Source organism: Aeromonas salmonicida subsp. salmonicida, from assembly GCF_001643305.1.
GTDB lineage: Bacteria > Pseudomonadota > Gammaproteobacteria > Enterobacterales > Aeromonadaceae > Aeromonas > Aeromonas salmonicida.
In genome coordinates this window covers 55,467-79,236 of the sequence record NZ_LSGW01000070.1, presented here as the reverse complement: position 1 = coordinate 79,236, position 23,770 = coordinate 55,467, and the positions used below count along the sequence as shown (strand labels likewise).

Sequence of the window (23,770 nt, the reverse complement as noted above, 5' to 3'; positions counted from 1 at the left end):
TCATGCGCTTGAGTTGACTACTCATCATCAACCTCAGCCATCACAGGCGCTTCACGATAGACTTCATCCTCTTCAGTGGTATAGAGGCAGATCTCGCGAGCCAGTGCTGACTGGGCATCGTCCAGCAGCTCGACACGGTCACCCAGGGTCGGATAGGCCACCCTGATCGCATCATAAATCAGGGAAGCACCGCCACCGACCAGATAGACACGGTTCGGGTTCTTGGCAAACTTTTTCGCTTCATGTGCAACCTGAGTCCCCAGTTCGTCGATCTTGTTCTGCATCTTCTCGAGGATCTTGGGGATCTGGCTCTCGTCGTTGACCACATCGCGCACAAAGCTCATGTCGTGGCGACGTTTGATAAACTCGTTGGCCACCAGATAGCTGGAGTCGCTGTCTGCTGCGGCCAGCGCTTTGCGGGTGGCGTCGGTGACCATGGAGACACCGATCTCGTTGTTGCCATAGACATCGGAGACATCATCGAACTGGCCGACGATGATCCCCATATCCAACGTGGTGCCACCGCAGTCGATCACCAGCGTTTTAGTGAATTCGTTGCAGCCCGAGCCGATCAGGCGGGAAAGCGCAGCAGGCAGGCTCTCCGGCATCACTTCGACGCTGACGATATTGAACAGCTCACCCTTGTTGAGGGAAATTGCGCGCATCAGGTTGCGGCGCTTCTTCTCTATTTTCTCTTCGTTGCGCTGGCAATCGTCCGGGTTATAGAACTCAGTGATGGGCAGGGTCACGGTAATGGCGACATCGCACGGAGTCACACCGGTCTGCAGCAGGGCATGATGAACGGAGAGCAGGTTGAGATCGTCGTACTGGTACTCCACATGGGTGGTCGCCAATGACTTGTCTGAGGTGGCATCGTAGGTGTACTTGGTGTTGCCTATCTCGTAGTTGTAGATCTTCTTGTCTTTGCGCAAGGCGGCACTCTTCCAATCCTTGCGAAAGGAGTTAGGAGAAATGATGGTCTTGAGCACCTTGTTCTCAATCCAGCTCACCTTGACGTTGGTCGAGCCATCATCGATGGCTATTTTCATTACTTCAGACATGAGAAAACACCTGTTGATAGAGCAAAATGGGTCCGATTGCCTTGCCTTCTGCCGTTGGCAAGGCGATCGGACCAATACACACACGGGTTAAAAGGACGACAAGTCTAATGGGTTTCTAAAATCCGGTGAAGCAAATGATTAAATCCTGAGGGATCTTCTGCCGGCCAGGCATGGTGGCCATTGGGGGTATGAATACTGGCGTTGGGCAGGGCGGCGAACTGCTCCACCCGTTTGGCGAGCGGCAGGTAGTCGTGACTGGTGGAGATGATGGCCACCGGCTGCCAGATGCTGCCAAGCCGTGCGCGTACCGACCAGCCGGGCAGCGCATCGAGCAGCCGGGCAGCGCATCGAGCAGCGCCCGATAGGTCTTCTTTTTGTTGCTGCGCACGAAGCGCAGCCGAAAAGTGTGGCGCACCTGGGCGAGATCGGGCCCCGGGAAGAGCTCGCGCCCCAGCCACCAGGCAAGCGGGCGCATGCCAAACCAGCGCAGCCACTTGAGGCGCTGGGCGTAGCGTTCCTGCTCCTTGGGGGTCTCCAGCAAAAACTCGCTAAAGCCGTTGACTAGCACCAGACCCCGCACCTTGTGCGGCAGTTGCAAGGCCAGCTCCAGCGCCACCATGGCCCCCAGCGACAATCCCACCACCCAGGCGGGCTCAGGCTGTTCATCAAGCCAGTTCACCACGTCGGCCGCCAGGGTCGCCACGTCGAACGGCCCCTCCTGCATGCTCTGGCCGTGGCCGCGCAAGTCCAGCGCCACCACCCGGTAGTGTTCGGAAAAACGCTCTATCTGCGCCTGCCAGTCGAGGCTGGAAGAGCCAAGCCCATGCAACAACAACAGCAAGGGGCCCTCCCCCGCACTGCGCAGGGCAAGACCGTTGGATTTCATTACCTGATTGCGACGCATCAGTTCATCGCCTCTCGACTCATTGCCTGAACCATGCCCTGTTTATCCCGATAGTCACCAGCCAGCTTGTGGGCATATCCTCTGCGCTAGCCGGGTATGCCGCTCCACAATGTATCAGATCACCACCCATTCAACCTTCACTGACCAGACTGACCGCCTTGATATAGGCGTATATCTGCTGCTCCGGCGCCAGCGCCAGACGGGTGGCGGAGCGACTGGTGATCCGGGCCAGCAGTATCTGCTCACCCAGCGCCAACTGCAACAGGGTCTGGCCGGGACGCACCTCGCGCACCGCCATCAAACGGGTGGTGAGACAGTTGGAGAGACTGGAGTGCTCGATAGGCGCCGTGGCGATCACCACATCCCGCCCCGCCACCTTGATTTGCAAGGGGCCACTCTCGTCCGGCATCCGGTTCATGGTGACCCGCAATGTCTGCTCGCCGAGCTGCAGGGTCGCCATCTGCTCGTCGTCATCGTAGTGGGCCAGGGTGGCATCCAGCATCACACCGGCATCGTCGCGACTGGCGAGCGACAGATCCGTGCGGGCAAAGATCTCGCTCGGCCGGCCTTGCGCTTCCACCCTGCCACCTTCCAGCAGCACCAGCTGATCGCAGAGCAGGCTCACCTCCTCCATGGCGTGGCTGACGAAGATCATGGGGATGCCGCTTTCGCGCTGCAACCCCTTGAGCACGTGGGCCTGATGGATGCTGCTGCGGCTGTCCAGCGCCGAGAAGGGCTCATCGAGCAGCAGCAGATCGGGCTCGGCCAGCAGCGCCCGCCCCAATGCTACCCGCTGGCGTTGACCACCAGAAAGCGCATGGGCCGGCTGCGCCAGCAGATCGGCAAAGCCGAGCCGCGCCGCCAGCGACTCAGGCTGCCTGCGCCCTCGCCCCTTGCGGGCCGCCAGTTGCAGATTGCCGAGCACCGTCAGATGGGGGAAGAGCCGCGAGTCCTGAAACACCAGTCCGATACGGCGTGCTTCGGGCAGCTGCGCGGCGCACTCCCTCCCGCGCCACAGCAAGCGATCTTCGCTTTGGCGATCGAGCCCGGCGATGATACGCAGCAGGGTGCTCTTGCCGCAGCCGGAGGGGCCGAACAGACCGAGAATGCCCTCCAGCTCTAGGGTCAGTGTGCAATCGAGGGTAAATAGGCCAAACTCGCGCCGAGCCTCAAGTTGCAAGGGATGGCGGTGCAGGGCGTTGCCCTGCGACATATTGGCTGGCTGGTTCATCCGAACAATCTCCGCTGCCGGCGCTGCAATACGCCATAGACCAGCACCAGCATCACCAGCGAGAAGCCCATCAGGCCGCCCGCCAGAATATGGGCATTTTGGTAATCCATCGCCTCAACGTGATCAAACAGGGCAATCGAAAGCACCTGGGTCTCGCCGGGGATATTGCCGCCAATCATCAGCACCACGCCAAACTCCCCCAGGGTGTGAGCAAAGCCGAGGGCCGCCGCCATCACGAAGCTGGGCAAGGTCATCGGCAAGATGATGTGGAAGAAGCGCTCGACCGGGCCAAGCCCCAGGGTGGCGGCGGCTTCCAGCTCCTTGTTGCCCATGTTGACGAAGGCGGAGGTGAGCGGCTGCACTACGAACGGCAACGAATAGAGGATGGAGGCGAACAGCAGGCCAAGAAAACTGAAGACAAGCGGGGCGCCGAAGGTGTCACGCCACCAGGCACCAAAGCCATATTCAGGGGAGAAGGCGAGCAACAGATAAAAACCCAGCACTGTGGGGGGCAGCACCAGCGGCAAGGCCACCAAGGCCTCCACCAGCGGCCGCAATCTGTGCTGGCTGCGGGACAACCACCAGGCCAGCGGCGGCGACAGCAGCAATAATATGCCGGTGGTACAGGCTGCCAGCTTGAGGGTGAGCCAGATCGCCAGCAGATCCCCTTCACTCATCGGACTCACTCCCAACGCCAAGTTCAGCACCAGACACTGCAAATGAGCTGATCTCCCGGTAGACCTGATCCTGAGTCAGGCAAGCCATCGCCAACAGATCTCTACTCATCGTCCCGCTCCCGGTTGAATGCAGCCAACGGCATGGTGTCCATCCTCATTGCAAAAAGTGGCCGACCCGAAGGCCGACCACTCAGGGTATCGCATTAGGCCCATCCCCTTATTGGGGCAGGGCATAGCCCGCAGCCTTGATCTGCGCCTGACCCGGCCCCTTGAGCCAGGCGACCAGCGCCTCCACCGCGGCCCCTTTCTTCAACACCAGCCCCTGCTGCTCGATGGCGGGATAGAAGTTGGCAGGCACAGCCCAGGCTTCGCCGGTCTTGCCAGCTTCCACCAGATTGGCCCAGGCGACGAAGCCCAGCTCGGCATTGCCGGTGTCGACAAATTGCCAGGTCTGGCCGATGCTGGCGCCGGTCAGCAGCCGGTACTGCTTGGGGTCGATCTTGAGATGGGCGAGGGTCGCCATGGCAGCAGCACCATAGGGTGCGGTGCGGGCATTGGCGATGGCAAGGTTGCCTTTCCAGCTGCGCAGGGTCGCCTCGTCAGGAGCCGGGCCACCCTTCTTCCACAGTCCCAGCTGACCGATGGCGTAGGTGAAGCGATCGCTCCCCTTGCCCTCTTTTTCCAGCTTCTCGGGAGTCGCCACATCGGCGGAGAGGAAGAGATCGAACGGCGCGCCGTGACTGATCTGGGTGTAGAGCACCCCGGTCGCGGCAGACGAGATGGCCAGAGTGTGGCCGGTCTTGGCCGTGAACGCCTTGCCGATACGCTCCATGGTGCCCTTGAAGTTGGCAGCCACGGCCACCTTCACTTCATCGGCCTGCACGGCACCGGTATGCAAGGTGGCGGCGCAGACCCCTGCGATGACAACAGATAACAGCGGTTTCATTCCCTTTCTCCTGATGGGGGCCCGAATATCCGCGCCCCTAAGCGGGGCCGTGGTTCCCGTTGAACCTGCGCCCCTCGTGATGAACAGGTCAGGCTTTCCAGCGGGCAGCGGCGGCGTTGTCGCGATCAAGCGCCTCGACCCAGCGTTGCACACCCTCGGCGGTCAGCTCTTTTTTCCAGAACGGCGCCCGGGTTTTCAAGAAATCCATGATGAAGTGACAGGCATCAAAGGCGGCGTCACGGTGGGCGCTGCTCACCGCCACCAGCACTATCTGATCGCCAAGCCACAGCTCGCCGATGCGGTGGATCAGGGTGCACTCCTGCAACGGCCAGCGGCGACGGGCCTCCTGCACGATATCGGCCAGCGCCTTCTCTGTCATGCCGGGGTAGTGCTCGAGGGCCAGCCCCTTCACCTCCTCCCCCTGATTGAAGTCACGCACCTTGCCAACGAAGGTGACAATAGCGCCACTGTCGGCGCGGGTGGCGAGGCTGGCATATTCGTCTGCCAGCGAGAAGTCCTCTCGCTGCACCAGAATGCGATCTATGGATGTCGTGGTTGCTTGAGACATGGCTCAGCCTCCGGTCGTTACTGAAGGGAGAGGGAAGAAGGCCACTTCGTCGCCACCGCACAGCTCAGTGGTGCGATCCACGGTCATTATCTCGCTCATCCTTAACCTCCGGTCACTGGGGGGAAGAAGGCCACTTCATCGCCATCCTTGATGGGCGTATCGAGGGGCACCAGGGTCTGGTTGACCGCCACCAGCAGCTTGCCAGCTTCCAGCGCCAACGCCCACTTGTCGCCGCGCTCGCTTAAGCCGCTGCGCAGCGCTTCAGCGGTGGCGTAGTCACAGGGCAGGCTCAGCTCATCACAGGCCACCAGCTCTCTTACTTGCGCAAAAAACAGTACCTTGATCATGCGTTATCTCCTGCATTCGATCCCAACTGAAAGTGGCCGGACTTGCCGCCCTTTTTCTCCACCAGTCGAACCTGTTCGATCACCATGTCCTTTTGCACCGCCTTGCACATGTCATAGATGGTCAGCGCTGCAACCGATGCGGCCGTCAGTGCCTCCATCTCCACCCCTGTCTTGCCGGAGAGTTTGCAGAGGGCGCGGATATGAACCCTGTTTTGCTCAGGTAACGGCACTATCTCCACCTCGACCCTGGTCAATGCCAGCGGATGGCAGAGCGGGATAAGATCCGAGGTCTTCTTGGCCGCCATGATGCCGGCGATGCGGGCGGTAGCGAACACGTCACCCTTGTGGTGCTGACCGCTCAGGATCAGGGCCAGGGTGTCAGATGCCATGGCGACGAAGGCCTCGGCGCGGGCCTCACGTTCGGTGACCTGCTTGTCGGTCACGTCCACCATGTGGGCTTCGCCGCTTTGGTTGAGATGGGTCAGGTTCATCACGCTCCCCTTTAAGGCTGACATAGTGTTGGGATCAATGACTCGCGACTCAGAGATGGGCCACGAAGTTGCAGGGCTGGGTACGGGCATCGAGCTGATCCCGGATAAGCTGCTCCCAGCCGAGCTGGCAAGCACCGGGAGAACCGGGCAGGCAGCAGACCAAAGTACGGTTGGCGAGCCCGGCCAGGGCACGGCTCTGCATGGCCGACCCTTCGATTTCGGCAAACGAGAGCTGGCGGAACAACTCGCCAAAGCCCTTGACGGTGCGATCGAACAGTACGCCGACCGCCTCCGGCACCCAGTTCTGATCAGTAAAACCCGTGCCGCCATTGATCAGCACTACCTGTATGGTTTCATCGGCAATCCACTGGCTGACCCGGGAACGAACCTGATAAAGGTTGTCGGCGAGCAGGGCACGATCGGCCAGCTGGTGACCTGCTTCTGTCACGGCCGACACCAAGTAATCGCCCGAACTGTCATTGGCAATGGTACGACTGTCGGAGACCGTCAACACGGCGATCTTGAGAGGAATGAATGCGCTGTTTTTCTGTCCCATGGGCAGCTCCTGATAGCAAAAGACCGTGAGAAAAGAGAAGAAGAGAGTGGTCAGGATCCCGGCTTGCGGTACCTGCTCTCGGGATGACCAGTGCCTGCTCGGGCACAACCTTGACCACCCGCTCACTCCCTGCGACTCACGGCGGCCCGATTCTACCAAAACTCGCGCAAGAGGGGGGATTTAAAGGAGGCACAAATACCATTTCAAGCTGGCTGGCGGGAATATGAACAGACCGGCCAACCCCGGTCTGTTCAAGATGGCTTAAAAGCCCTTTACCCCCGTCATGTCAGGCAATTGGTGAGCTATGCCCTTGTGACAGTCGATGCAGGTGTTCTCGCCACTGGCCAGACTGGTGGAATGCATCTGAGCACCCCGCTTGCCTTGCAAAGAGAAGTCCATGTACTCGAAGTTATGGCAATTGCGGCACTCCCTCGAGTCTGTATCCTTCATGCGTTGCCACTCCCGCTCGGCCATTTCGCGCCGGTGCGACTCGAACTTCTCGCGGGTATCCACCTTGCCAGTCAACATGCCCCACAGCTCTTTCGAGGCCTGTACCTTGCGAATGATCTTGTAGGTCCACTCGTGAGGCACGTGGCAATCCGGGCAACTGGCCCGCACACCGGAACGGTTGGCATAGTGAATGGTGTCGCGGTACTCCACGAACACGTTGTCTTTCATCTCGTGGCAACCGACACAGAACTTCTCGGTATTGGAAGCTTCCATGGCGGTGTTGAAGCCGCCCCAGAAGATGACGCCACCGAAAAAGCCCATCAGCAGCAGCACCCAGAGTGCCGCCTTTGACGGTGACTTGAACGTGGTCCACAGACGCTGGATAAAGCCGGGTAATTTCATCTATGGGTTCCTCAGTTCAGTGCTTCGTTCACTGGAGTGTTAAAGGTGTTCCAGACTCGCTGAACAACGCCGAATAATGTCATCTGCGAACTCCTCAGTTCAGTGCTTCAACCGGTTTAAAGGTATTTTCCACCAGCGGCTTGGCATCCGCTTGCGGTACGTGGCACTGCAGGCAGAAGTAGCGACGCGGCGACACTTCACCCAGGGTCATGCCGTCACGGGTCTCAAAGTGAGTGGGACTGATCTTGGGGGCCTTCATCTTGCTGGCATTCTTGAAGCTGTGGCAGGCCAGACACTTGTTGACCTTGGTGTCCACTTCATAGTTGCGAACATCGTGGGGGATCAGCGGCGGCTGATGCATGTACTGGCGATCGTAGAGATCCCCGTCCTTGCGAAAGTTCTTCAAAGGGGCGGCTTCAGCCTCCGTGGTGAGATCCGTGCTCCCCCGCTCGGATTTGATCCCCCCTGTGCTATTGGTGATCTCGGGGATGGCGGCCATCAAGGAACCCGCCATCAGGCAGGCCAGCATTGCTCCAATCAGCTTTTTCATTATGTGTTCTCCGACATTTTCTCTGCCTTGACGGCAAAACCTACAGTGATTTCAAAAACTTGCTCCGCGCAGACATCAATGCAACGGCCGCAGTTGGTACACTCTTGAGCCGCAATCAGGGACCCGTGACCACGCTTGGCACCGTGAACGGGGCCGCGCAGAATGGGGCGCTCCGGGCAGACCGCATAACAATCCATGCAGTTGCTGCACCGCTCGCGTCCCTTGGCAGAAATTTTGATAAACCCGACCCGGTTGACCAGGGCGTAGAAGGCCCCCACAGGACAGAGATGACCACACCAGCCCCGCTCCACCACGAACAAGTCGAACAGGAAGATCATCGCCAACAGTGCCCAGCCAGCCCCCATTCCAAACAGCAGGCCGCGCATGGCCAAGGACACCGGATTGACCAGCTCCCACACCATCACACCCACCACGGCTGGCACCACCAGCACCATGGCCAGCAACCAGTAGCGCGTATTGCGACTGAACTGGCCATTGCCCTTGAGGCCAAGTCTGGCCCTGGCCCAGGCGGCGGCATCCGTGACGAGGTTGACCGGACAGACCCAGGAGCAGAACACCCGCCCCCCGACCAGCCAGTACCCCAAGAGCACAATGACAGCACCGATCCAGAGGGTGGTGATGGGCCAATGACCCGCCGCCACCGACTGCAGCAGGGTCAAGGGATCGCTCAGCGGCACCGTTTCCAGCAACAGCGAGCTGGAGAGGTTGCCCTTGAGGATCCAGACACCCGCCAGCGGCCCCAGCAGAAACAACCCCAGCACGCTGAACTGGGTCAGACGACGCAGCAACAGGAAGCGGTGTGACCGCCACCAGCCCAGTCGCACCCTGGCCTCTGCTCCCGGATAACGACTCATAACCCCTCCGGTTTACGGGTCGGCAGTGTGAGCCGCTCACCGATGAGTGACTTGCCCGCTTTGCGCTTCTCTTCCCAGCCGAGCCGGTAGTGATGGCCAAGCTCCCCTTTGGCGAGCTGGCGCGGCACCACCTTGATGGCGGACTCCTCCAGCACGCAGGCATGCTCGCACTTGCCACAACCGGTGCAGATGTCGCTGTGCACCGTCGGCAAAAACATGGCGTGTTTGCCGGTGCGCGGGTTACGCACCAGTTCGAGCGAGATGGCCTTGTCAATCAAGGGACAGACCCGGTAGCAAACATCGCAGCGCAGACCCAGATAGTTGAGGCAGGTCTCATGATCGATGAGCACAGCCACCCCCATTCGTGCCTGATCGATGTCGGTCATCCCCTGATCCAGGGCTCCGCTTGGGCAGGCCACCACGCAGGGGATGTCGTCACACATCTCGCATGGCACGGCGCGCGCCTGGAAATAAGGGGTGCCCGTGGTGACAGGTTCAAACAGCCGGGCAAGTTTGAGGGTGTCGTAGGGACAGGCGTCGACGCAGAGCCCGCAGCGCACACAGGCACTGAGGAACTCGGCCTCGTCGAGGGCTGCCGGCGGACGCAGTGCCTGGGCGGGCACCGCCGCTGCCTGCTGACGCGCCATTCCGCCCAGACCGACACCAAGCAGGCCCACACCGCAGGCCCCCTTGGCCATGTCGGCCAGAAACTGGCGGCGACTACGACTCATCTCGCGCTCCCCCGCCTTACGCCTTGACGACCTTGACAGCGCACTTCTTGTAATCCGTCTCTTTGGAGAGCGGATCCGTCGCATCCAGGGTCAATTTGTTAACCAGCTGGCTTGCGTCAAAGAAGGGCATGAACACCAGGCCTTTGGGCGGACGGTTGCGACCACGGGTCTCGACCCTTGTCTTCACCTCGCCACGGCGAGAGGAGACGATCACCTCTTCGCCACGGCGTACGCCACGGGCCTTGGCATCTTCCGGGTGCATGAAGAGCACCGCATCCGGGAAGGCACGATAGAGCTCGGGCACCCGACGGGTCATGGTGCCTGTGTGCCAGTGCTCCAGCACACGACCGGTGGAGAGCCACATGTCGTACTCTTTGTCCGGCGCCTCGGCGGCCGGCTCGTAAGGCAGTGCGAAGATAACGGCGCGGCCATCGGGCTTGCCGTAAAAACGCACCCCCTCGCCCGCCTTCACGTAGGGGTCGAACCCTTCGCGATAGCGCCACAGCGTCTCCTTGCCATCCACTACCGGCCAGCGCAGACCGCGCGCCTCATGGTACTGATCGAACGGCGCCAGATCGTGACCATGGCCACGGCCGAAAGTGGCGTACTCCTCGAACAGCCCCTTCTGGACGTAAAAACCGAAGGACTCGGACTCGTCATTGAACTCGCCCTTGCTCTGCTCTTTGGGGAACTGATCGACCTGACCATTGGCGTAGAGCACATCGAACAGTGTCTTGCCCTTGAGCTCGGGTTGTTTGGCGATAAGCTCCGCCGGCCATACTTCCTCTACCTTGAAGCGCTTGGCGAATTCCATCAACTGCCACAGATCGGACTTGGCCCCTTCCGGCGGCTTGACCTGCTGGTGCCAGAACTGGGTGCGACGCTCGGCATTGCCGTAGGCACCCTCTTTCTCCACCCACATGGCGGTGGGCAGAATAAGATCAGCCGCTTGCGCCGTGACGGTCGGGTAAGGGTCGGACACCACGATGAAGTTGGCCGGGTTGCGATAACCTGGCAGCGCTTCTTCGTTCATGTTGGGGCCTGCCTGCATGTTGTTGTTGCACATCACCCAGTAGGCGTTGAGCTTGCCATCTTTGAGCATGCGGTTTTGCAGCACGGCGTGATACCCCACCTGCTCAGGGATAGTGCCTTCCGGCAGTTTCCAGATCTTCTCGGCGATGGCGCGGTGCTTGGGATCAGTCACTACCATGTCGGCGGGCAGGCGGTGGGCAAAGGTGCCGACTTCCCGCGCGGTACCGCAGGCAGAAGGCTGGCCGGTCAGGGAGAAGGGACCACTGCCCGGAGTGGAGATCTTGCCGGTCAGCAGGTGGATGTTGTAGCAGAGGTTGTTGGCCCAGACACCACGGGTGTGCTGGTTGAAGCCCATGGTCCAGTAGGAGACCACCTTCTTGCTCGGGTCGGCATAGAGCTGAGCCAGTTTTTCCAGCTTCTCTTTCGACACGCCACTGAGCTTGGAGACAGACTCCAGGTCGTAGTCCGCCACAAACTTGGCGAAGTCATCGAAACTCATCGGCGTGGCGTCGCCATTGCCAGGGTTTTTGGCCCTGGCTTCGGTCGGGTGCGTCGGACGCAGGCCATAGCCGATGTCGGTGGTGCCCTTGCGGAACTGGGTGTGCTTGTTGACGAACTCCCAGTTCACCTTGTCGTTCTGGATGATGTAGTTGGCGACATAGTTGAGGATCGCCAGATCGGTCTGGGGCGTGAACACCATGCCGTTGTCTGCCAGTTCGAAGCTGCGGTGCTCGAAGGTGGAGAGCACATGCACCTGCACATCCGGGTTGGAGAGGCGACGATCGGACATCCGTGACCAGAGAATGGGGTGCATCTCGGCCATGTTGGATCCCCACAACACGAAGGCATCAGCTTGCTCGATGTCGTCATAGCAACCCATAGGCTCATCCATGCCGAAGGTACGCATGAAGCCAACCACGGCAGAAGCCATGCAGTGACGAGCGTTGGGATCCAGGTTGTTGGTACGAAAACCCGCCTTCATCAACTTGGCGGCGGCGTAGCCTTCCCACACTGTCCACTGACCGGAGCCGAACATGCCGACGGCGGTGGGGCCCTTCTCTTTCAGGGTCGCCTTGAACTTCTCGGCCATGATGTCGAATGCCTGATCCCAGCTGACGGGGGCAAAGTCACCATTCTTGTCGAACTTGCCATTGGTCATGCGCAGCATGGGCTGGGTCAGACGATCCTCGCCATACATGATTTTGGAGAGGAAGTAGCCCTTGATACAGTTGAGGCCACGGTTGACCGGCGCATCCGGGTCACCCTGGGTCGCCACGACACGTCCATCCTGGGAACCCACCAGCACGGAACAGCCGGTACCGCAGAAGCGGCACGGGGCTTTATCCCACTTGATGGCGGTCTTGTCGGTACTGGTGATCAGGTTCGCCGCCAGGGTGGGGGCACTGACACCGGCCACGGCTGCGGCAGCTGCCACCGCGTTGGCCTTCATAAAGTCGCGTCGACTCAGCTTCATGACATCTCCTCGCATTGCGTAATCACATCAATGACAGCCATTGTGACGAGCCGCGCTGGCTCAGCTTCATGGCGCTTTATTGCTTTTATCGGGCATCGTGAACCTCGCGGCTCCGGCCTCACGGCGTTTCTATTCTTTGCATTCGACATCGAGCTCATCGAACTGGTGGTAAATCAAGGCAGCGGACAGCACGCCCGGCATTGCCTGTATCGCATCAATGGCTGACATGATGGGACGCTGGCTGGGACCTTCCAGCGTCACTACCAGCTTGCCCTCGTTGCTGACAGCGTGGACCTCGGCCCCTTCAAGGGTCGCAATCTGCTGCGCGAGCTGGTGACGAAAGGGGGGTTGGGTCAGCACCACCAGGCTCGATACATGGAACTCTTGGTTCATTGTGGCTCCTGCTTCACACATACATGATTCATGTTGGAGCCTCGGGTCTGGGCGCACCAACCCGGATGCTGCCCACCGGGCAATCCATCACGCAGGCGCCACAACCGGTACACGAGGCGGTATCTATGCTGGGAGTCGGCACGCGGCCCAGCATGGGAGAAAAGCGGATCGCACGGGTTTCGCAGCTGTCCTGGCAGCGCTGGCAAAAGACCTGCGCACTGGCCAGACAGTTGGCTTCAATATGGGCTATGTATTGCCAGGGCGCCTCCGTCACGGAACGAAATACCGGCGCCTTGCAAGCTGTGACGCAGTCACCGCAGAAGGTGCACTCACCGCGCAGGAAGTCCACAGCAGGGAAACCACCGTCACCCTTGATGAGGATCTGCTCCGGACAGGCCGTCAGACAGTCACCACAGCGGGTGCAGTCGGCCACGAAATCGGGCCAGGCGACGGACCAGGGCAACTGCACCTGAGGCTCGCTCGATGTCAGGCGTCCCCGAAACAAACCACGACGTGACAGGTTGACCCTATCCGGCATATCGACTCCTTCCTGGTGGTAACGTCTGGTGCCATATAGCGCACAAGCAAGTCTCATGACAGGCATTTTCAATACCTATTATAAGAGTGGGTGTATATTGCGGCCCTGACAAGTTCAGGGATATACCACCAGGGAGATAAACAGGGGGGATTATTGCGCTGGATCAAACCCTTGGCGCAGGAACAAAGAATGGAGGCAGGTCAAAATACCCCCATTTGAGGATTGCTTATTAATCGATGGCTATTTTTGCGGAGGGGTTGGCGGCTTAACCGCCGATGGAAGCCAGATGAGGGGTCATACCGGCATTCCCCTCATGCAACCTGTGAGTGGCCGCCTTGCCGATGAGGGCCTGACGAATGCGCTGTTGCAACGCATCCTGCTGGCTGTCGGCTGACAGCAAGTCACGCAGTTCCACCCCGTTATCACCGAACAGACACAGGTGCAGCTTGCCCACCGAGGAGACCCTCAGCCGGTTGCAACCGGCGCAGAAATCCTTGCTGTAGGGCATGATGAGCCCCACGCCCCCCAACGAAGCCGGATGCATGAACACCTGCGCCGGACCGTCATCAGTACCGCGCAACTGCTGTACCCAGCCGCCATCCAGCAGCCGCTGCTTGATGAGCTCGCCGCTGGCGTGGTGGTCACGAAACAGGGTGTCCATCTCGCCGGTCTGCATCAGTTCGATGAAACGCAACTCGATGGGCTTGTGCCTGATCCAGGCCAGAAATGCATCCAGCTGATGGTCATTGAGCCCCTTGAGCAGCACCGCATTGATCTTCACCGATTTGAAGCCGGCGGCCAGCGCCGCCTCAATGCCATCCATCACCTCCGCCAGCTTGTTCTCACCGGTGATCTGGTGAAACTGGCGGGGATCCAGGCTGTCGACGCTGACATTGAGGGCGGTGAGGCCAGCATCGAACCACTCCCGGGCCCGCTCTTTCAAGCGATAGCCATTGGTGGTCATGGCCACCTTTTCGATACCCGGGGTATTGGCCACTGTCTCTATGATGGCGGTGAAATCACGACGCAGTGACGGCTCCCCCCCGGTCAGACGCACCTTGCGGGTGCCCATGGCGGCAAAGCCGGAGACAATGCGGCGGATCTCATCGAGAGACAGGAACGACTTTCTACCCTCGGGACGATAACCGTCGGGCAAACAGTAGGTACAACGAAAATTGCACACGTCGGTAACCGACAGGCGCAAATAGTAAAAACGACGGGAAAAACCATCTTGCAGTGGCAACATAAACACCTTTCCAAATACGGGAGGCCAGGGCATTTCTTTCCTGACCCTTACAGCTCGAACATCGGCTGACGGCGGCTTTCCCCTATCCCAAGGACTTAGGCAAAACAGCTCGGAGTTCATCTAGTTTTTCGATGCTAGCACAAGTTGGAGTACACTCCCACGCAACTTTATGGGGTTATTGCCAGAGGTCGGGGACGCCAGCCAGCATGGGAAAATGGTTCAAAGTACATTCGGTCAGCAGCGCCATCGGGCGTTCCATGGTGCTCATTCTGTTCATGGCGAGCCTGATCGCCGTCGTGGCCATGGTGACCCTGTTCTACTCGGTGCCCGATGCCAAGGCGATCAACCTGTCGGGTTCGCTGCGGATGCAGGCCTATCGCATGGCCTATGAAATAGAGCAGGGCCAGCCAGTGCTGGGGCGGCTCGATCAGTTCGAACAGACCCTGCATGCACGCGAGCTGCAAGAGACACAGCGTTGGATTACTCCAGCCTCCCTGCGCCGAACCTATGGCGAGGTATTGCTGCAATGGCAGATGATGCGCGAGCACATCGAGAACGCCACCCCCAAACGCTACACCGACAATGCGGAACAGTTTGTCGCGGCCATCGATGATTTCGTCAATCAGATGCAGTACCACGTGGAGTTCAAGGTGCGCATGCTGGCATTGGCGGAGGGGCTGGGCCTGCTCTCCATCATCACCATCGCCTGGTTTACCGTACGCTTCACCCGTCAGCAGGTGGTGGCACCGCTCAACCAGCTGGTCTATTGCGCCCGCCAGATCCAGCGCCAGGAGTTCGATCTCACCCTGCCTCCCCATTGCGAGAATGAACTGGGAGAATTGTCGGCTGCCTTCGTCACCATGGCAGATGAGCTCGGCAAGCTCTATCGGGAGCTGGAAAGCAAGGTAGAAGAGAAAACGGCCAAGCTGCAACAGGCCAACGACACCCTCTCCTTTCTCTATTCCACCGCCCAGAAGCTGCATGCGGCGCCGCTGAGTCGGCGCACTCTGCTCAAACTGCTGGAACGGGCCGCGGCCCATCAGCACATAGACCATATTCGGCTGACCCGCTTTGAACAGAACGCCATGCCGGACTACATCACAGGCCGCAAGGGCTGGCCAGGCGATCTCGACTCAGTGGTGAGCTTTCATCTGCAGATGGATGAGCAGGAGTACGGCCGGCTCGACATGATAAGCACTCACCCCATCGACGAGCGGCTGATGAAAAACTTCTCCATGCTGCTGGCCCAGGTGCTGCACAAGGATCAGACCCTGCTGCAACATCAGCGGCTGTTGCTGATGGAAGAGAGAGCCGTCATCGCCCGCGAGCTGCACGATTCGCTAGCCCAGGCGCTCTCCTACCTCAAAATCCAGTCCACTCTGCTCAAACGCTCTTTTGCCAAGGGCGATAACGCAAAGGCAGAGGCGGCCATGCAGCAGATAGACGAGGGACTCAGCAGCGCCTACACCCAGTTGCGCGAGCTGCTGGGCACTTTCCGCCTCAGCATCGGCGATGCCAATCTGGGGGAAGCTATCAAGGTGATGCTGGAGCAGCTCAAGCCTCAGACCCAGGCCGAGATCAGGCTCCATTACGGTCTGGCTGATACGGATCTTGAAGCGGGTCAGCACATTCATATTCTGCAACTGATCCGTGAAGCAGTGCTCAATGCCATCAAACATGCCAGCGCGCAAGTGATTGATGTTAGCTGTGAGACCCTCGCCGATGGTAACATTCAGGTTCAGATTTCAGATGACGGTGTTGGAATAGGGATCGCAAGCTCGGCGGTCAACCACTATGGCCTCAGCATCATGAATGAGCGTGCCAGCAAGCTGCATGGTCTGCTGACCATCAGCGAACAGCCGCCCAGAGGCACCTGCGTACATCTGACCTTTCCCACCAGCCTAACAAGAGACGCCTGATGGACGAGATGAAATATAGTGTTCTGGTCGTGGATGACCATCCCCTCATGCGCAAAGGGATTGTGCAACTGCTGGCCCTGGAAGAGAACATAGAGGTGATTGGCGAGGCGTCCAACGGCACCGATGCCGTCGCCATGGCCAAAGAGTCCGAACCGGATCTGATCCTGCTCGATCTCAACATGAAGGGGCTCTCCGGTCTGGATACCCTCAAGGCGCTGCGCACCGAGGAAGTCACCTCCCGCGTGGTGATCCTGACCGTCTCCGACGCTCGCCAGGACGTGGTCGCCCTGCTCAAGGCCGGCGCCGATGGTTACCTGCTGAAAGATACCGAGCCAGAGATGTTGCTGGCCCAGCTGGCAGACGTGATGACCGGCAAGCAGATCCTGAGCGAGCCGCTGCGTCCCTACCTCGAGAACATCTACGAGCTGGACCACCTGCAACAGAAGCTGGAAAGCTTAACGAGTCGCGAAATGCAAATCCTGCGCGAAATTGCAAAGGGGCTCTCCAACAAACAGGTCGCTTCCGTGCTTCATATCTCCGAAGGCACGGTCAAGGTTCACGTCAAGAGCCTGCTGAAGAAACTCGAGGCGCAAAGCCGCGTGGAAGCGGCTGTCATGTACCTGGAGCAGCGCAACTAACCTCCCCCTTCCCCACAAAAAGCCACCATTCGGTGGCTTTTTTCATCCTCTGGCACAGTCGCTGCATTGTCCTATTCAGCAACTACTCAATGGAGGACGGAACATGAAACTTCAACCTTTGGCATTGTTCCCCTTGCCTTCCCACATACTGCCTGGTGGCAAGCTTCCGCTGCGTTTGTTTGAACCGCGCCACCTGCAGATGCTCAAAGAGTCATTCATCAATGACCAGGGGTTCGGCATAGTGATGGAAGAGGCGACCACCACGGGTAAATCCGGGCGGATCCTGCCGGTCGGCACCCGGGTCAAGGTGACCGATTTTTATACCCTGAATGATGGTCTGCTCGGCGTCACTGTGCTCGGCATGGAACGCTTCTGCATTCATGAGATGGAAACGGACGAGATGGGCTTGCGCCGTGCCAGGGTCGAAGCCCTGCCGAACTGGCCAAGCGCCCATTCAGACTTCAGTGACAAGCCGCTGGTCACCCGGCTGCGGGAAGTGTTCGAGCAGTATCCCGAGCTCGATGAGCTCTATCCGGACAAGCAGTTTGACGATGCGGCCTGGCTCTGCCAACGCTGGCTCGAGATCCTGCCCATGCCGATCTATGAAAAACAGATGTTGATTGCCAAACAAAATAGCGAAGCGGCTCGTCAATTCTTGCGCCGACTGATCGCACAGTGAGTCAAAGACTCTTTGCAAAATGCGAATATTCCCACAATGAAAATAACAATTTCGCATTTTGCAAACAGTGGATAACAATAAAAACAGACAATACCGCTGCAAGCCGTATAAACAGGTTCTGAAAAAGTTGGCACGACTTTTTCATATAGAACAGTACAACCCGATTTATCCCGTGCTCTCTTCAGTATTTGCTGAAGAATTGGTCAACCACCCAGGTTGACCATTTTTTTTACCTGCGATCCGGCAGTTCGGGATGAAAATAGCGTTGCAGGCACTCTCTCAGCCGCATCAGGCTGATGGGTTTGGCCAGAAAGTCATCCATTCCCTGAGCCAGACAACGAGCCCTGTCTTCGGCCATGGCATTGGCCGTCAAGGCGACGATGGGCATCTTGCAGCCCAGCTCCCGCAGGCGGCGAGTCGCCTCCAATCCATCCATCTGCGGCATCCGCATGTCCATCAGGATGAGATCCGGCTTTTGCTCCGCCACCTGGGCCAGCGCCTCCAGGCCATTGGCCGCCACCCGTACCCGGGTCACCAGTTTTTGCAGCATGAGCGAGACTACCAGCTGGTTGACCGGGCTGTCTTCCACCACCAGCACATCCAGATCCTGAATGGGCAGTTGATCCGGCTCAGGCCGGCTGCTGCACTCGCATGGCAGCGCCATGCCGGGCAGCTCGAACCAGAAGCAGCTGCCCTGACCAGGGGCGCTCTGTAATCGGATCTCGCCGCCCATCAGCTCCACCAGCCGTTTGCTGATGGCCAGCCCCAGGCCGGTGCCTGAGAAGCGGCGGGTCGCCGAGCTGTCGACCTGAGAGAAAGGCTCGAACAGGAGCGCCTGATCTTCGGCCGAGATACCGATGCCGGTGTCGGTGACCGAGACTCGCAGCCGCTCATGGCGCCAACCCAGTTGCAAGGATACGCTGCCCTGACTGGTGAACTTCACCGCATTGCCGAGCAGGTTGCTGATGACCTGTGACAGGCGTACCGGATCCCCCTGCAACTGGGGGGGCACTGCCTCATCCACCAGCCAGCGCAGGATAATTCCCTTGCTACTGGCACGCGCTTGCAGCGGCTCGATCAGGGATTGGCACAACTGGGTCGGGTGCAGGGTCTCGCAATGAAATTCCAGGGTATGGGATTCGATTTTCGAGAAGTCGAGCACATCGTCGATGATGGTTTGCAGCAGGCGTGCCGAGTGGGTGGCATGTCCAAGCAGAGTCTGCTGCTGGGGTTCAAGCTGGGCGTGCTGCAACAGGTCCAGCATGCCCAGCACCGCATTCATGGGGGAACGAATTTCGTGGGTCATCATGGCCAGGAACTGCGACTTGGCGCGGTTGGCTGCCTCGGCCTCATCTCGTGCCCGTGCCAATTCCTGCTCGCGGCGGATCTGGTTGCCCACATCCCGCGCAGTCCCCCGATAGCCGATGAATACACCGGCGGCATCGAAGCAGGGCTCGGCGTTGATCTCCATCCAGCAAGGGCCCTTGACCAGGCTGACCTGGGCCCGTACCGCCCGCACCGGCAGATGCAGCGCGATGAGACGACGGTACTTGCCCCACTCTGGATCCCGTCTGTCATAGGCGTAATCGTAGAGGCTCTGGCCAGGCTGATGCACCAGCACGTCCCCGTGATAGCCGGGCGCCGACACATAGCTGAGCCTGTGCTCTGTGTCCGTCTCCCAGAACCAGTCGGAGGCCATACCAGCAAAGCTGCGAAAACGCTGTTCGCTGGTCTGCAACGCCAGGGTCTTGAGTTCAACCTGTTCTTGCAGCCGGGCACGATAGGCGATGTTGACCAGGGCCTGGGAGATGAGCGGGCGGCAGCGCTGCATCGCGGCCTTGCTCTTGAGATCGAAGGTACCCATGACGGCGTGACGGCAGATGAGAACACCGGAGAAACCGGGGGCGCGCAGCCCCGTCATCATGACACTGGCCCAGCCGGATACGTGGGCCAGCGGCGCCAGCTCAGGCAATTGGGTGGGATCATAGATGACCAGTGTTTCCCCCTCGATGGCGCGGGAGAAGAGGGGCGTCAGTTGCCAGTCCCGACCCACTTCGCCATCCTGGGTGCTGAGGTGAGTGACGCCGACATCCCCCTCCCAAGCCACCACGTCTGCATGTTCGAAACCGATGAAGGGCTTGAGCACCTGGATCAGACTGTCCAGCACCTGCTCCAGGGTCTGGGCATCGGCCAGCGTAGCCACGCCACACAGCAGGGTCTGCGACTCCTGGCGATATTTGGCCTCGCGTTCCCGACAACGCACCAGCTCCACCAGCGTGGTCTGCAGCTTGTCCCCGAGGGCTTCCAGTTCGGTATTACCTATCATCTTGTTTCCAGCGCCATATATCAGCTGTCGAGGAAGATCACGCTCGATACCATCAGGTTGCCGTGTGCCAGCTCACCGTGGGGTAAACGCCCCTGCTCACCGAAGGTAAACGGGGTAATAAAGGGGATATCCCCCAGCCGTGTGTGAAATTGGTCGACGAATTGGCATAAGCTATCACCAAGAGCCAAGCGACAACCAGCACAAAAAATCACTAGGGCCCCGAACGGCCGCATCTCTGTGGTCATGCCGTATTCAGGTTCGATGCGGGTCGCGTTCAGACTCCGCTGCAACAGCCCCTCCTGGCTGCTGTACATCAGCAGCAATTTCTCCCCGATCTGGGTATCGGTAAAGAGGCGCAAACCGCCCCCTTCTGTCACCGCCTCCGGGTGAGAGAGCTTGTAGTAGGGCATGTCGTCCAGAGTGCCCACCTGACGAGCTAGCGGCGAGAGCGTTGTCTCCCGCAGTATGGGCCCCACAGGCCAGGGCGTGGTTCGTCCAATCCAGCGGGCATAGACCTCGGCAGCAGGCGCATGATCAATGGTTAGGATCTCCCGTCCTGCCAGGGCGGTAATGGTGCCACGATGCTCGGTAGGGACATAGCTGGAGTGGAACTGGAACGCCAGTTGGCACTCAGGATAGAGCACGGCCAGCGCGACGCCCTCGCGGGCACTGCCCTCATCCCAGCACAGCTGCCAGTCACCGCCGACGCTGTTGTCTGCCGCCGAGCCCCCCACGACAGGGACGGTCGTGCCCAGCTCGGCTTCGATGCTGGCAAGCATCGCCTCCTCCTGACCAGGGCTTGCGTGCAACAAGATGAGCTGGGGCAATTCGCCGGGGCGCCCGCCATCGGCGATGGCACTACGCAACAACTGGCGTACATCCACGTCATCCCCCGTCTGCCCGGCCACCCCGTAGGCACCCTTGTCATCATAGAGAGCCGCCACCGCCAGCCCGAATCCCTGACGAGCATGGTGCCCTGTCTGGGTCATGACGCCACCGCAAGAGCTGCACCCTATCAGTCGAGTGGTTGGAAACTGCTGTTTAAGGTGGCGACGCAGTTCCTCGGCATCGTGGGCTTGGGTAAAATAGACCAATAACAGCGAAGGGGAATGGCGTGCTTGAGCGAGCAGCCGCTCACTGACCTGCCGCGCAGCCAGCAGGGAGGTCTCTTCAAGAGAGTGAGCCGTCAGAAAGTTCAACACCATCTCCTAGTTGTTCATGATGCTGGAGGTAAGCAAAAATCATACCTTAATCAAACAATTATCCCGTTTCGTCGGCTAGAATGGCCCTCGATTGAGCCCAACCACAGGACAGCTGCATGTGGCAGAAAAATATCAATGACTTTGACCGGGTCGTCGCCATCGGTGGTGGCCACGGCATGGGCCGTGTGCTCTCCTCACTCTCGTTTCTCGGCCAGCGCCTGACCGGTATCGTCGCCACCACGGACGACGGCGGATCCACAGGACGGCTGCGCAAGAGCCAGGAGTGCATCGCCTGGGGAGATCTGCGCAACTGCCTCAATCAACTGGTCACCGACCCCAGTATTGGCAGCCTGCTGTTCGAATACCGCTTCGCCGGCCGCGGCGAGCTGGCGGGCCACAACCTCGGCAATCTGATGCTGCTGGCGCTCGATAACCTCTGCGTACGCCCTCTTGATGCTATCAAGCTCATCAGTGACATGCTGAAAATAGAGTCACAATTGTTACCCATGTCAGAATTTCCCACCGATCTGTGTGCCCACACCGTCTGTGGCAACCAGATCCTGGGAGAGGTCTCCATCGATCAACTCGATACGCCTCCCCTCTCCCTGAGCCTGAGCCCGGAAGTACCGGCGACTCGCGAGGCGGTGCAAGCCCTGGCTCAGGCCGACATGATCGTCCTCGGACCCGGCAGCTTCCTCACCTCCATCATGCCGCCCCTGCTGCTGGCCGAAGTGGCACAAGCCATCAACGAGAGCGACGCCATGCTGGTGTTCATCTGCAATCTGGTGGCCGAAAATGGCCCTGCCAGCCAGTTGAGTCTGCTCAATCAGTGGCGCTGGCTGGAATCACGGGTCGGTGCAGGCCGTGTCGATGCCCTTCTGGCGCCAGCAGGGGAATATCCTGTCGAGCTCGCCAGTCAGCTGATCCAGGCCGAACTGGGTGAGGCTGACCTCCCCCATCGCCACGATCGGCTGAAACTCAAATTGGCGCTGGATAGGGTTATCCAGCAACTGATCAATCAACGCTAGTAACTAGCAAAGACGCGCAGCGATGAACACGGGGGTCACTGCGCAACAAGCTCAGTGATAATTGGCAAGGTGGGAAAGGACCTGAGGCAGGGATTGCTCCAGCTGGGTCAGCAAGCGGGCAACCTCGTCGGCATCTTCGTGCTTGCAGGCCAGCTCCAGTGCCACCACCTGCTGATAGCTGAGCTGGGCACCATAGCTGCCGCAGGACGATTTCATGCTGTGGGCAAGCCGGGCAAGCGCGGGCCAGTCCCGCCTTTCATAGAGAGGCCGAAGCTGGGTGAGCTGCTCACCCACCTCCTCGATGAACACCGAGATCACGACCGGCATCATCTCCTGACCTATATCTTCCGCCAGCTGTCGCAGCACCTTCTGATCCAACCATTCCATCCCTCAGCCCTCTCTGGTGGTATTCAAACAGACCATACTATAGATGCCCGACGTGACAGCGTCATCCCTCACCCATATTCACTTGCTGACCGGCAAACGGTGGAGAGAAGGAAAGTGTGATCGAGCTCTATTAATTCGGTGAGAGGCAGGCGTTATTGAAATATAAATATTGCCAATAAATTAACATTTAAATAACAATGAAGTCCGTGAGAATGATGCAGCTCAGCAACACCTCTCTCATCCCTTTTTGCCTGTATGGCTGCTGCGAAGAACCAGGGTAGGATTCTACCCTGGTATTTTTTTACATTTAAATCAGACGATTACCGAATCTAACTGCCGCATACTCTCTCACCAAGGCGAAACAGGCTGAACTCGCCGGGCGCCATTTTGACCCAATTTTCATTGCCAGTGAGCGGGCGGGTCGCCACAAGGGTGACCACGTCATCCGGGGTTGTCTCGCTCTGAAAATCGATGGCCACATCTTCATCCAGCAGCCGGGCCTCGCCAAACGGAGCACGCCGGGTGAGCCAGTGCAGGTTGTTGCTGCAATAGGTCATCACAAACTCCCCATCCGACAGCAGCATGTTGAATACCCCGAGTCCGCGCAATTCATCGCACAGGGTCGCCAGATAGCGAAACATGGCGGGGAAATTGGCGGGACGCTTGGGATATTTCTGCTCCAGTCGGTTGAGCAACCAGCAAAAAGCATGTTCGCTGTCGGTGTCTCCCACCGGACGGTGCCGCCCGGTTGCAAGTCGCTTGTAGCCGGTCAGCTGGCCATTATGGGCAAAGGTCCAGTAGCGGCCCCACAGTTCACGGGTGAACGGATGGGTGTTTTCCAGCGATACGCAGCCGCGGTTCGCCTGCCGGATATGGCTGACCACGGCGCGACTCTTGATGGGCAACGCCTGTACCAGCTTGGCTATCGGCGACTGGGCACTGGGCTCGGGATCCTTGAAGGTGCGAAACCCCCTCCCCTCATAGAAGGTGATCCCCCAGCCATCCTTGTGTGGCCCCGTCTTGCCGCCGCGCAGCATCAGACCGGTAAAGCTGAAGCAGATATCGGTCGGCACATTGGCACTCATGCCGAGCAGTTCGCACATAACCAGCGGACTCCTT

At 59.4% G+C, this 23,770-nt stretch carries 25 protein-coding genes and 1 riboswitch; of the genes, 4 read left to right on the top strand and 21 right to left on the bottom strand.

The features are described 5' to 3' along the window. Positions 1-17: 17 nt before the first annotated feature. The 17 genes from parM to moaA form a co-directional block, all read right to left on the bottom strand. Positions 18-1,061, bottom strand: coding sequence for a plasmid segregation protein ParM domain-containing protein (parM, locus tag AXW79_RS12570; RefSeq protein ID WP_058406462.1), 1,044 nt, complete (start codon positions 1,059-1,061; stop codon positions 18-20). Positions 1,062-1,176: 115 nt separating this feature from the next. Next, positions 1,177-1,965: an alpha/beta fold hydrolase gene (locus AXW79_RS12565; protein WP_005309912.1), complete on the bottom strand. Its 789-nt coding sequence runs from the start codon at positions 1,963-1,965 to the stop codon at positions 1,177-1,179. 130 nt (positions 1,966-2,095) lie between these two features. Next, positions 2,096-3,196: a molybdenum ABC transporter ATP-binding protein gene (gene modC / locus AXW79_RS12560; protein WP_005309909.1), complete on the bottom strand. Its 1,101-nt coding sequence runs from the start codon at positions 3,194-3,196 to the stop codon at positions 2,096-2,098. Beyond that, the gene (gene modB / locus AXW79_RS12555; RefSeq protein WP_005309906.1) at positions 3,193-3,873 is read right to left on the bottom strand and encodes a molybdate ABC transporter permease subunit; all 681 of its coding nucleotides are present in this window, start codon (positions 3,871-3,873) and stop codon (positions 3,193-3,195) included. Before modB ends, modC begins: the two co-directional genes overlap by 4 nt. Positions 3,874-4,090: 217 nt before the next feature. Beyond that, on the bottom strand, positions 4,091-4,819 hold the full coding sequence (gene modA / locus AXW79_RS12550) for a molybdate ABC transporter substrate-binding protein (protein WP_005309903.1): 729 nt from the start codon (positions 4,817-4,819) through the stop codon (positions 4,091-4,093). Between the two features lie 88 nt (positions 4,820-4,907). Next, a complete protein-coding gene (gene moaE, locus AXW79_RS12545; protein WP_005309900.1) occupies positions 4,908-5,387 on the bottom strand; it encodes a molybdopterin synthase catalytic subunit MoaE in 480 nt (159 codons plus the stop codon). Between the two features lie 101 nt (positions 5,388-5,488). Then, a complete protein-coding gene (gene moaD / locus AXW79_RS12540; protein WP_005309897.1) occupies positions 5,489-5,734 on the bottom strand; it encodes a molybdopterin synthase sulfur carrier subunit in 246 nt (81 codons plus the stop codon). Beyond that, positions 5,731-6,225, bottom strand: coding sequence for a cyclic pyranopterin monophosphate synthase MoaC (gene moaC, locus AXW79_RS12535; RefSeq protein ID WP_005309894.1), 495 nt, complete (start codon positions 6,223-6,225; stop codon positions 5,731-5,733). Before moaC ends, moaD begins: the two co-directional genes overlap by 4 nt. Before the next feature lie 49 nt (positions 6,226-6,274). Beyond that, positions 6,275-6,781, bottom strand: a complete 507-nt coding sequence (moaB, locus tag AXW79_RS12530) for a molybdenum cofactor biosynthesis protein B (protein WP_005309891.1) — start codon at positions 6,779-6,781, stop codon at positions 6,275-6,277. Between the two features lie 261 nt (positions 6,782-7,042). Beyond that, entirely contained in the window at positions 7,043-7,633 is a 591-nt protein-coding gene (locus AXW79_RS12525) for a cytochrome c3 family protein (RefSeq protein WP_005309887.1), read from the bottom strand. A 94-nt stretch (positions 7,634-7,727) separates the two neighbouring features. Beyond that, positions 7,728-8,183 (bottom strand): nitrate reductase cytochrome c-type subunit, encoded by a 456-nt coding sequence (locus AXW79_RS12520; RefSeq protein ID WP_005309884.1) that lies wholly within the window; start codon positions 8,181-8,183, stop codon positions 7,728-7,730. Continuing rightward, on the bottom strand, positions 8,183-9,058 hold the full coding sequence (napH, locus tag AXW79_RS12515; RefSeq protein ID WP_005309881.1) for a quinol dehydrogenase ferredoxin subunit NapH: 876 nt from the start codon (positions 9,056-9,058) through the stop codon (positions 8,183-8,185). Before napH ends, AXW79_RS12520 begins: the two co-directional genes overlap by 1 nt. Then, positions 9,055-9,789 carry a ferredoxin-type protein NapG gene (napG, locus tag AXW79_RS12510; protein WP_005309879.1) on the bottom strand — a complete coding sequence of 245 codons (735 nt, stop codon included), beginning with the start codon at positions 9,787-9,789 and terminating at the stop codon, positions 9,055-9,057. Before napG ends, napH begins: the two co-directional genes overlap by 4 nt. Before the next feature lie 16 nt (positions 9,790-9,805). After that, complete coding sequence (napA, locus tag AXW79_RS12505) at positions 9,806-12,295, bottom strand: nitrate reductase catalytic subunit NapA (protein ID WP_005309877.1); 2,490 nt, start codon at positions 12,293-12,295, stop codon at positions 9,806-9,808. 129 nt (positions 12,296-12,424) lie between these two features. Beyond that, positions 12,425-12,688: a chaperone NapD gene (locus AXW79_RS12500; protein WP_005309874.1), complete on the bottom strand. Its 264-nt coding sequence runs from the start codon at positions 12,686-12,688 to the stop codon at positions 12,425-12,427. Positions 12,689-12,716: 28 nt separating this feature from the next. Next, positions 12,717-13,226 carry a ferredoxin-type protein NapF gene (gene napF / locus AXW79_RS12495; RefSeq protein WP_005309872.1) on the bottom strand — a complete coding sequence of 170 codons (510 nt, stop codon included), beginning with the start codon at positions 13,224-13,226 and terminating at the stop codon, positions 12,717-12,719. 265 nt (positions 13,227-13,491) lie between these two features. After that, on the bottom strand, positions 13,492-14,472 hold the full coding sequence (gene moaA, locus AXW79_RS12490) for a GTP 3',8-cyclase MoaA (RefSeq protein ID WP_005309868.1): 981 nt from the start codon (positions 14,470-14,472) through the stop codon (positions 13,492-13,494). Next, positions 14,460-14,599, bottom strand: a riboswitch (molybdenum cofactor riboswitch). Its footprint overlaps the gene before it by 13 nt. Before the next feature lie 79 nt (positions 14,600-14,678). On the opposite strand from moaA, the gene narQ reads away from it, so the two are divergent. From narQ to AXW79_RS12475, 3 genes are all read left to right on the top strand, one after another. Next, positions 14,679-16,391 carry a nitrate/nitrite two-component system sensor histidine kinase NarQ gene (gene narQ, locus AXW79_RS12485; protein ID WP_005309865.1) on the top strand — a complete coding sequence of 571 codons (1,713 nt, stop codon included), beginning with the start codon at positions 14,679-14,681 and terminating at the stop codon, positions 16,389-16,391. Beyond that, the gene (narL, locus tag AXW79_RS12480; protein WP_005309862.1) at positions 16,391-17,029 is read left to right on the top strand and encodes a two-component system response regulator NarL; all 639 of its coding nucleotides are present in this window, start codon (positions 16,391-16,393) and stop codon (positions 17,027-17,029) included. The genes narQ and narL overlap by 1 nt, the downstream gene beginning before the upstream one ends. Positions 17,030-17,132: 103 nt before the next feature. Next, a complete protein-coding gene (locus tag AXW79_RS12475; RefSeq protein WP_005309859.1) occupies positions 17,133-17,708 on the top strand; it encodes an LON peptidase substrate-binding domain-containing protein in 576 nt (191 codons plus the stop codon). Between the two features lie 229 nt (positions 17,709-17,937). Here AXW79_RS12475 and AXW79_RS12470 read toward each other — a convergent pair whose 3' ends face one another. After that, a complete protein-coding gene (locus AXW79_RS12470; protein ID WP_005309856.1) occupies positions 17,938-20,034 on the bottom strand; it encodes a hybrid sensor histidine kinase/response regulator in 2,097 nt (698 codons plus the stop codon). A gap of 20 nt (positions 20,035-20,054) precedes the next feature. Then, positions 20,055-21,239 carry an FIST signal transduction protein gene (locus tag AXW79_RS12465; protein WP_005309852.1) on the bottom strand — a complete coding sequence of 395 codons (1,185 nt, stop codon included), beginning with the start codon at positions 21,237-21,239 and terminating at the stop codon, positions 20,055-20,057. Positions 21,240-21,352: 113 nt separating this feature from the next. Between AXW79_RS12465 and AXW79_RS12460 the strand changes: the two genes are divergently transcribed. Next, positions 21,353-22,264 carry a gluconeogenesis factor YvcK family protein gene (locus AXW79_RS12460; RefSeq protein ID WP_005309849.1) on the top strand — a complete coding sequence of 304 codons (912 nt, stop codon included), beginning with the start codon at positions 21,353-21,355 and terminating at the stop codon, positions 22,262-22,264. A gap of 51 nt (positions 22,265-22,315) precedes the next feature. Here the strand turns inward: AXW79_RS12460 and AXW79_RS12455 are convergent, their stop codons facing one another. Both AXW79_RS12455 and AXW79_RS12450 read right to left on the bottom strand, forming a co-directional pair. Next, positions 22,316-22,651, bottom strand: a complete 336-nt coding sequence (locus AXW79_RS12455; protein ID WP_005309846.1) for an Hpt domain-containing protein — start codon at positions 22,649-22,651, stop codon at positions 22,316-22,318. Positions 22,652-22,980: 329 nt separating this feature from the next. After that, the gene (locus AXW79_RS12450; protein WP_005309844.1) at positions 22,981-23,754 is read right to left on the bottom strand and encodes a class II glutamine amidotransferase; all 774 of its coding nucleotides are present in this window, start codon (positions 23,752-23,754) and stop codon (positions 22,981-22,983) included. Between the last annotated feature and the right edge of the window lie 16 nt (positions 23,755-23,770).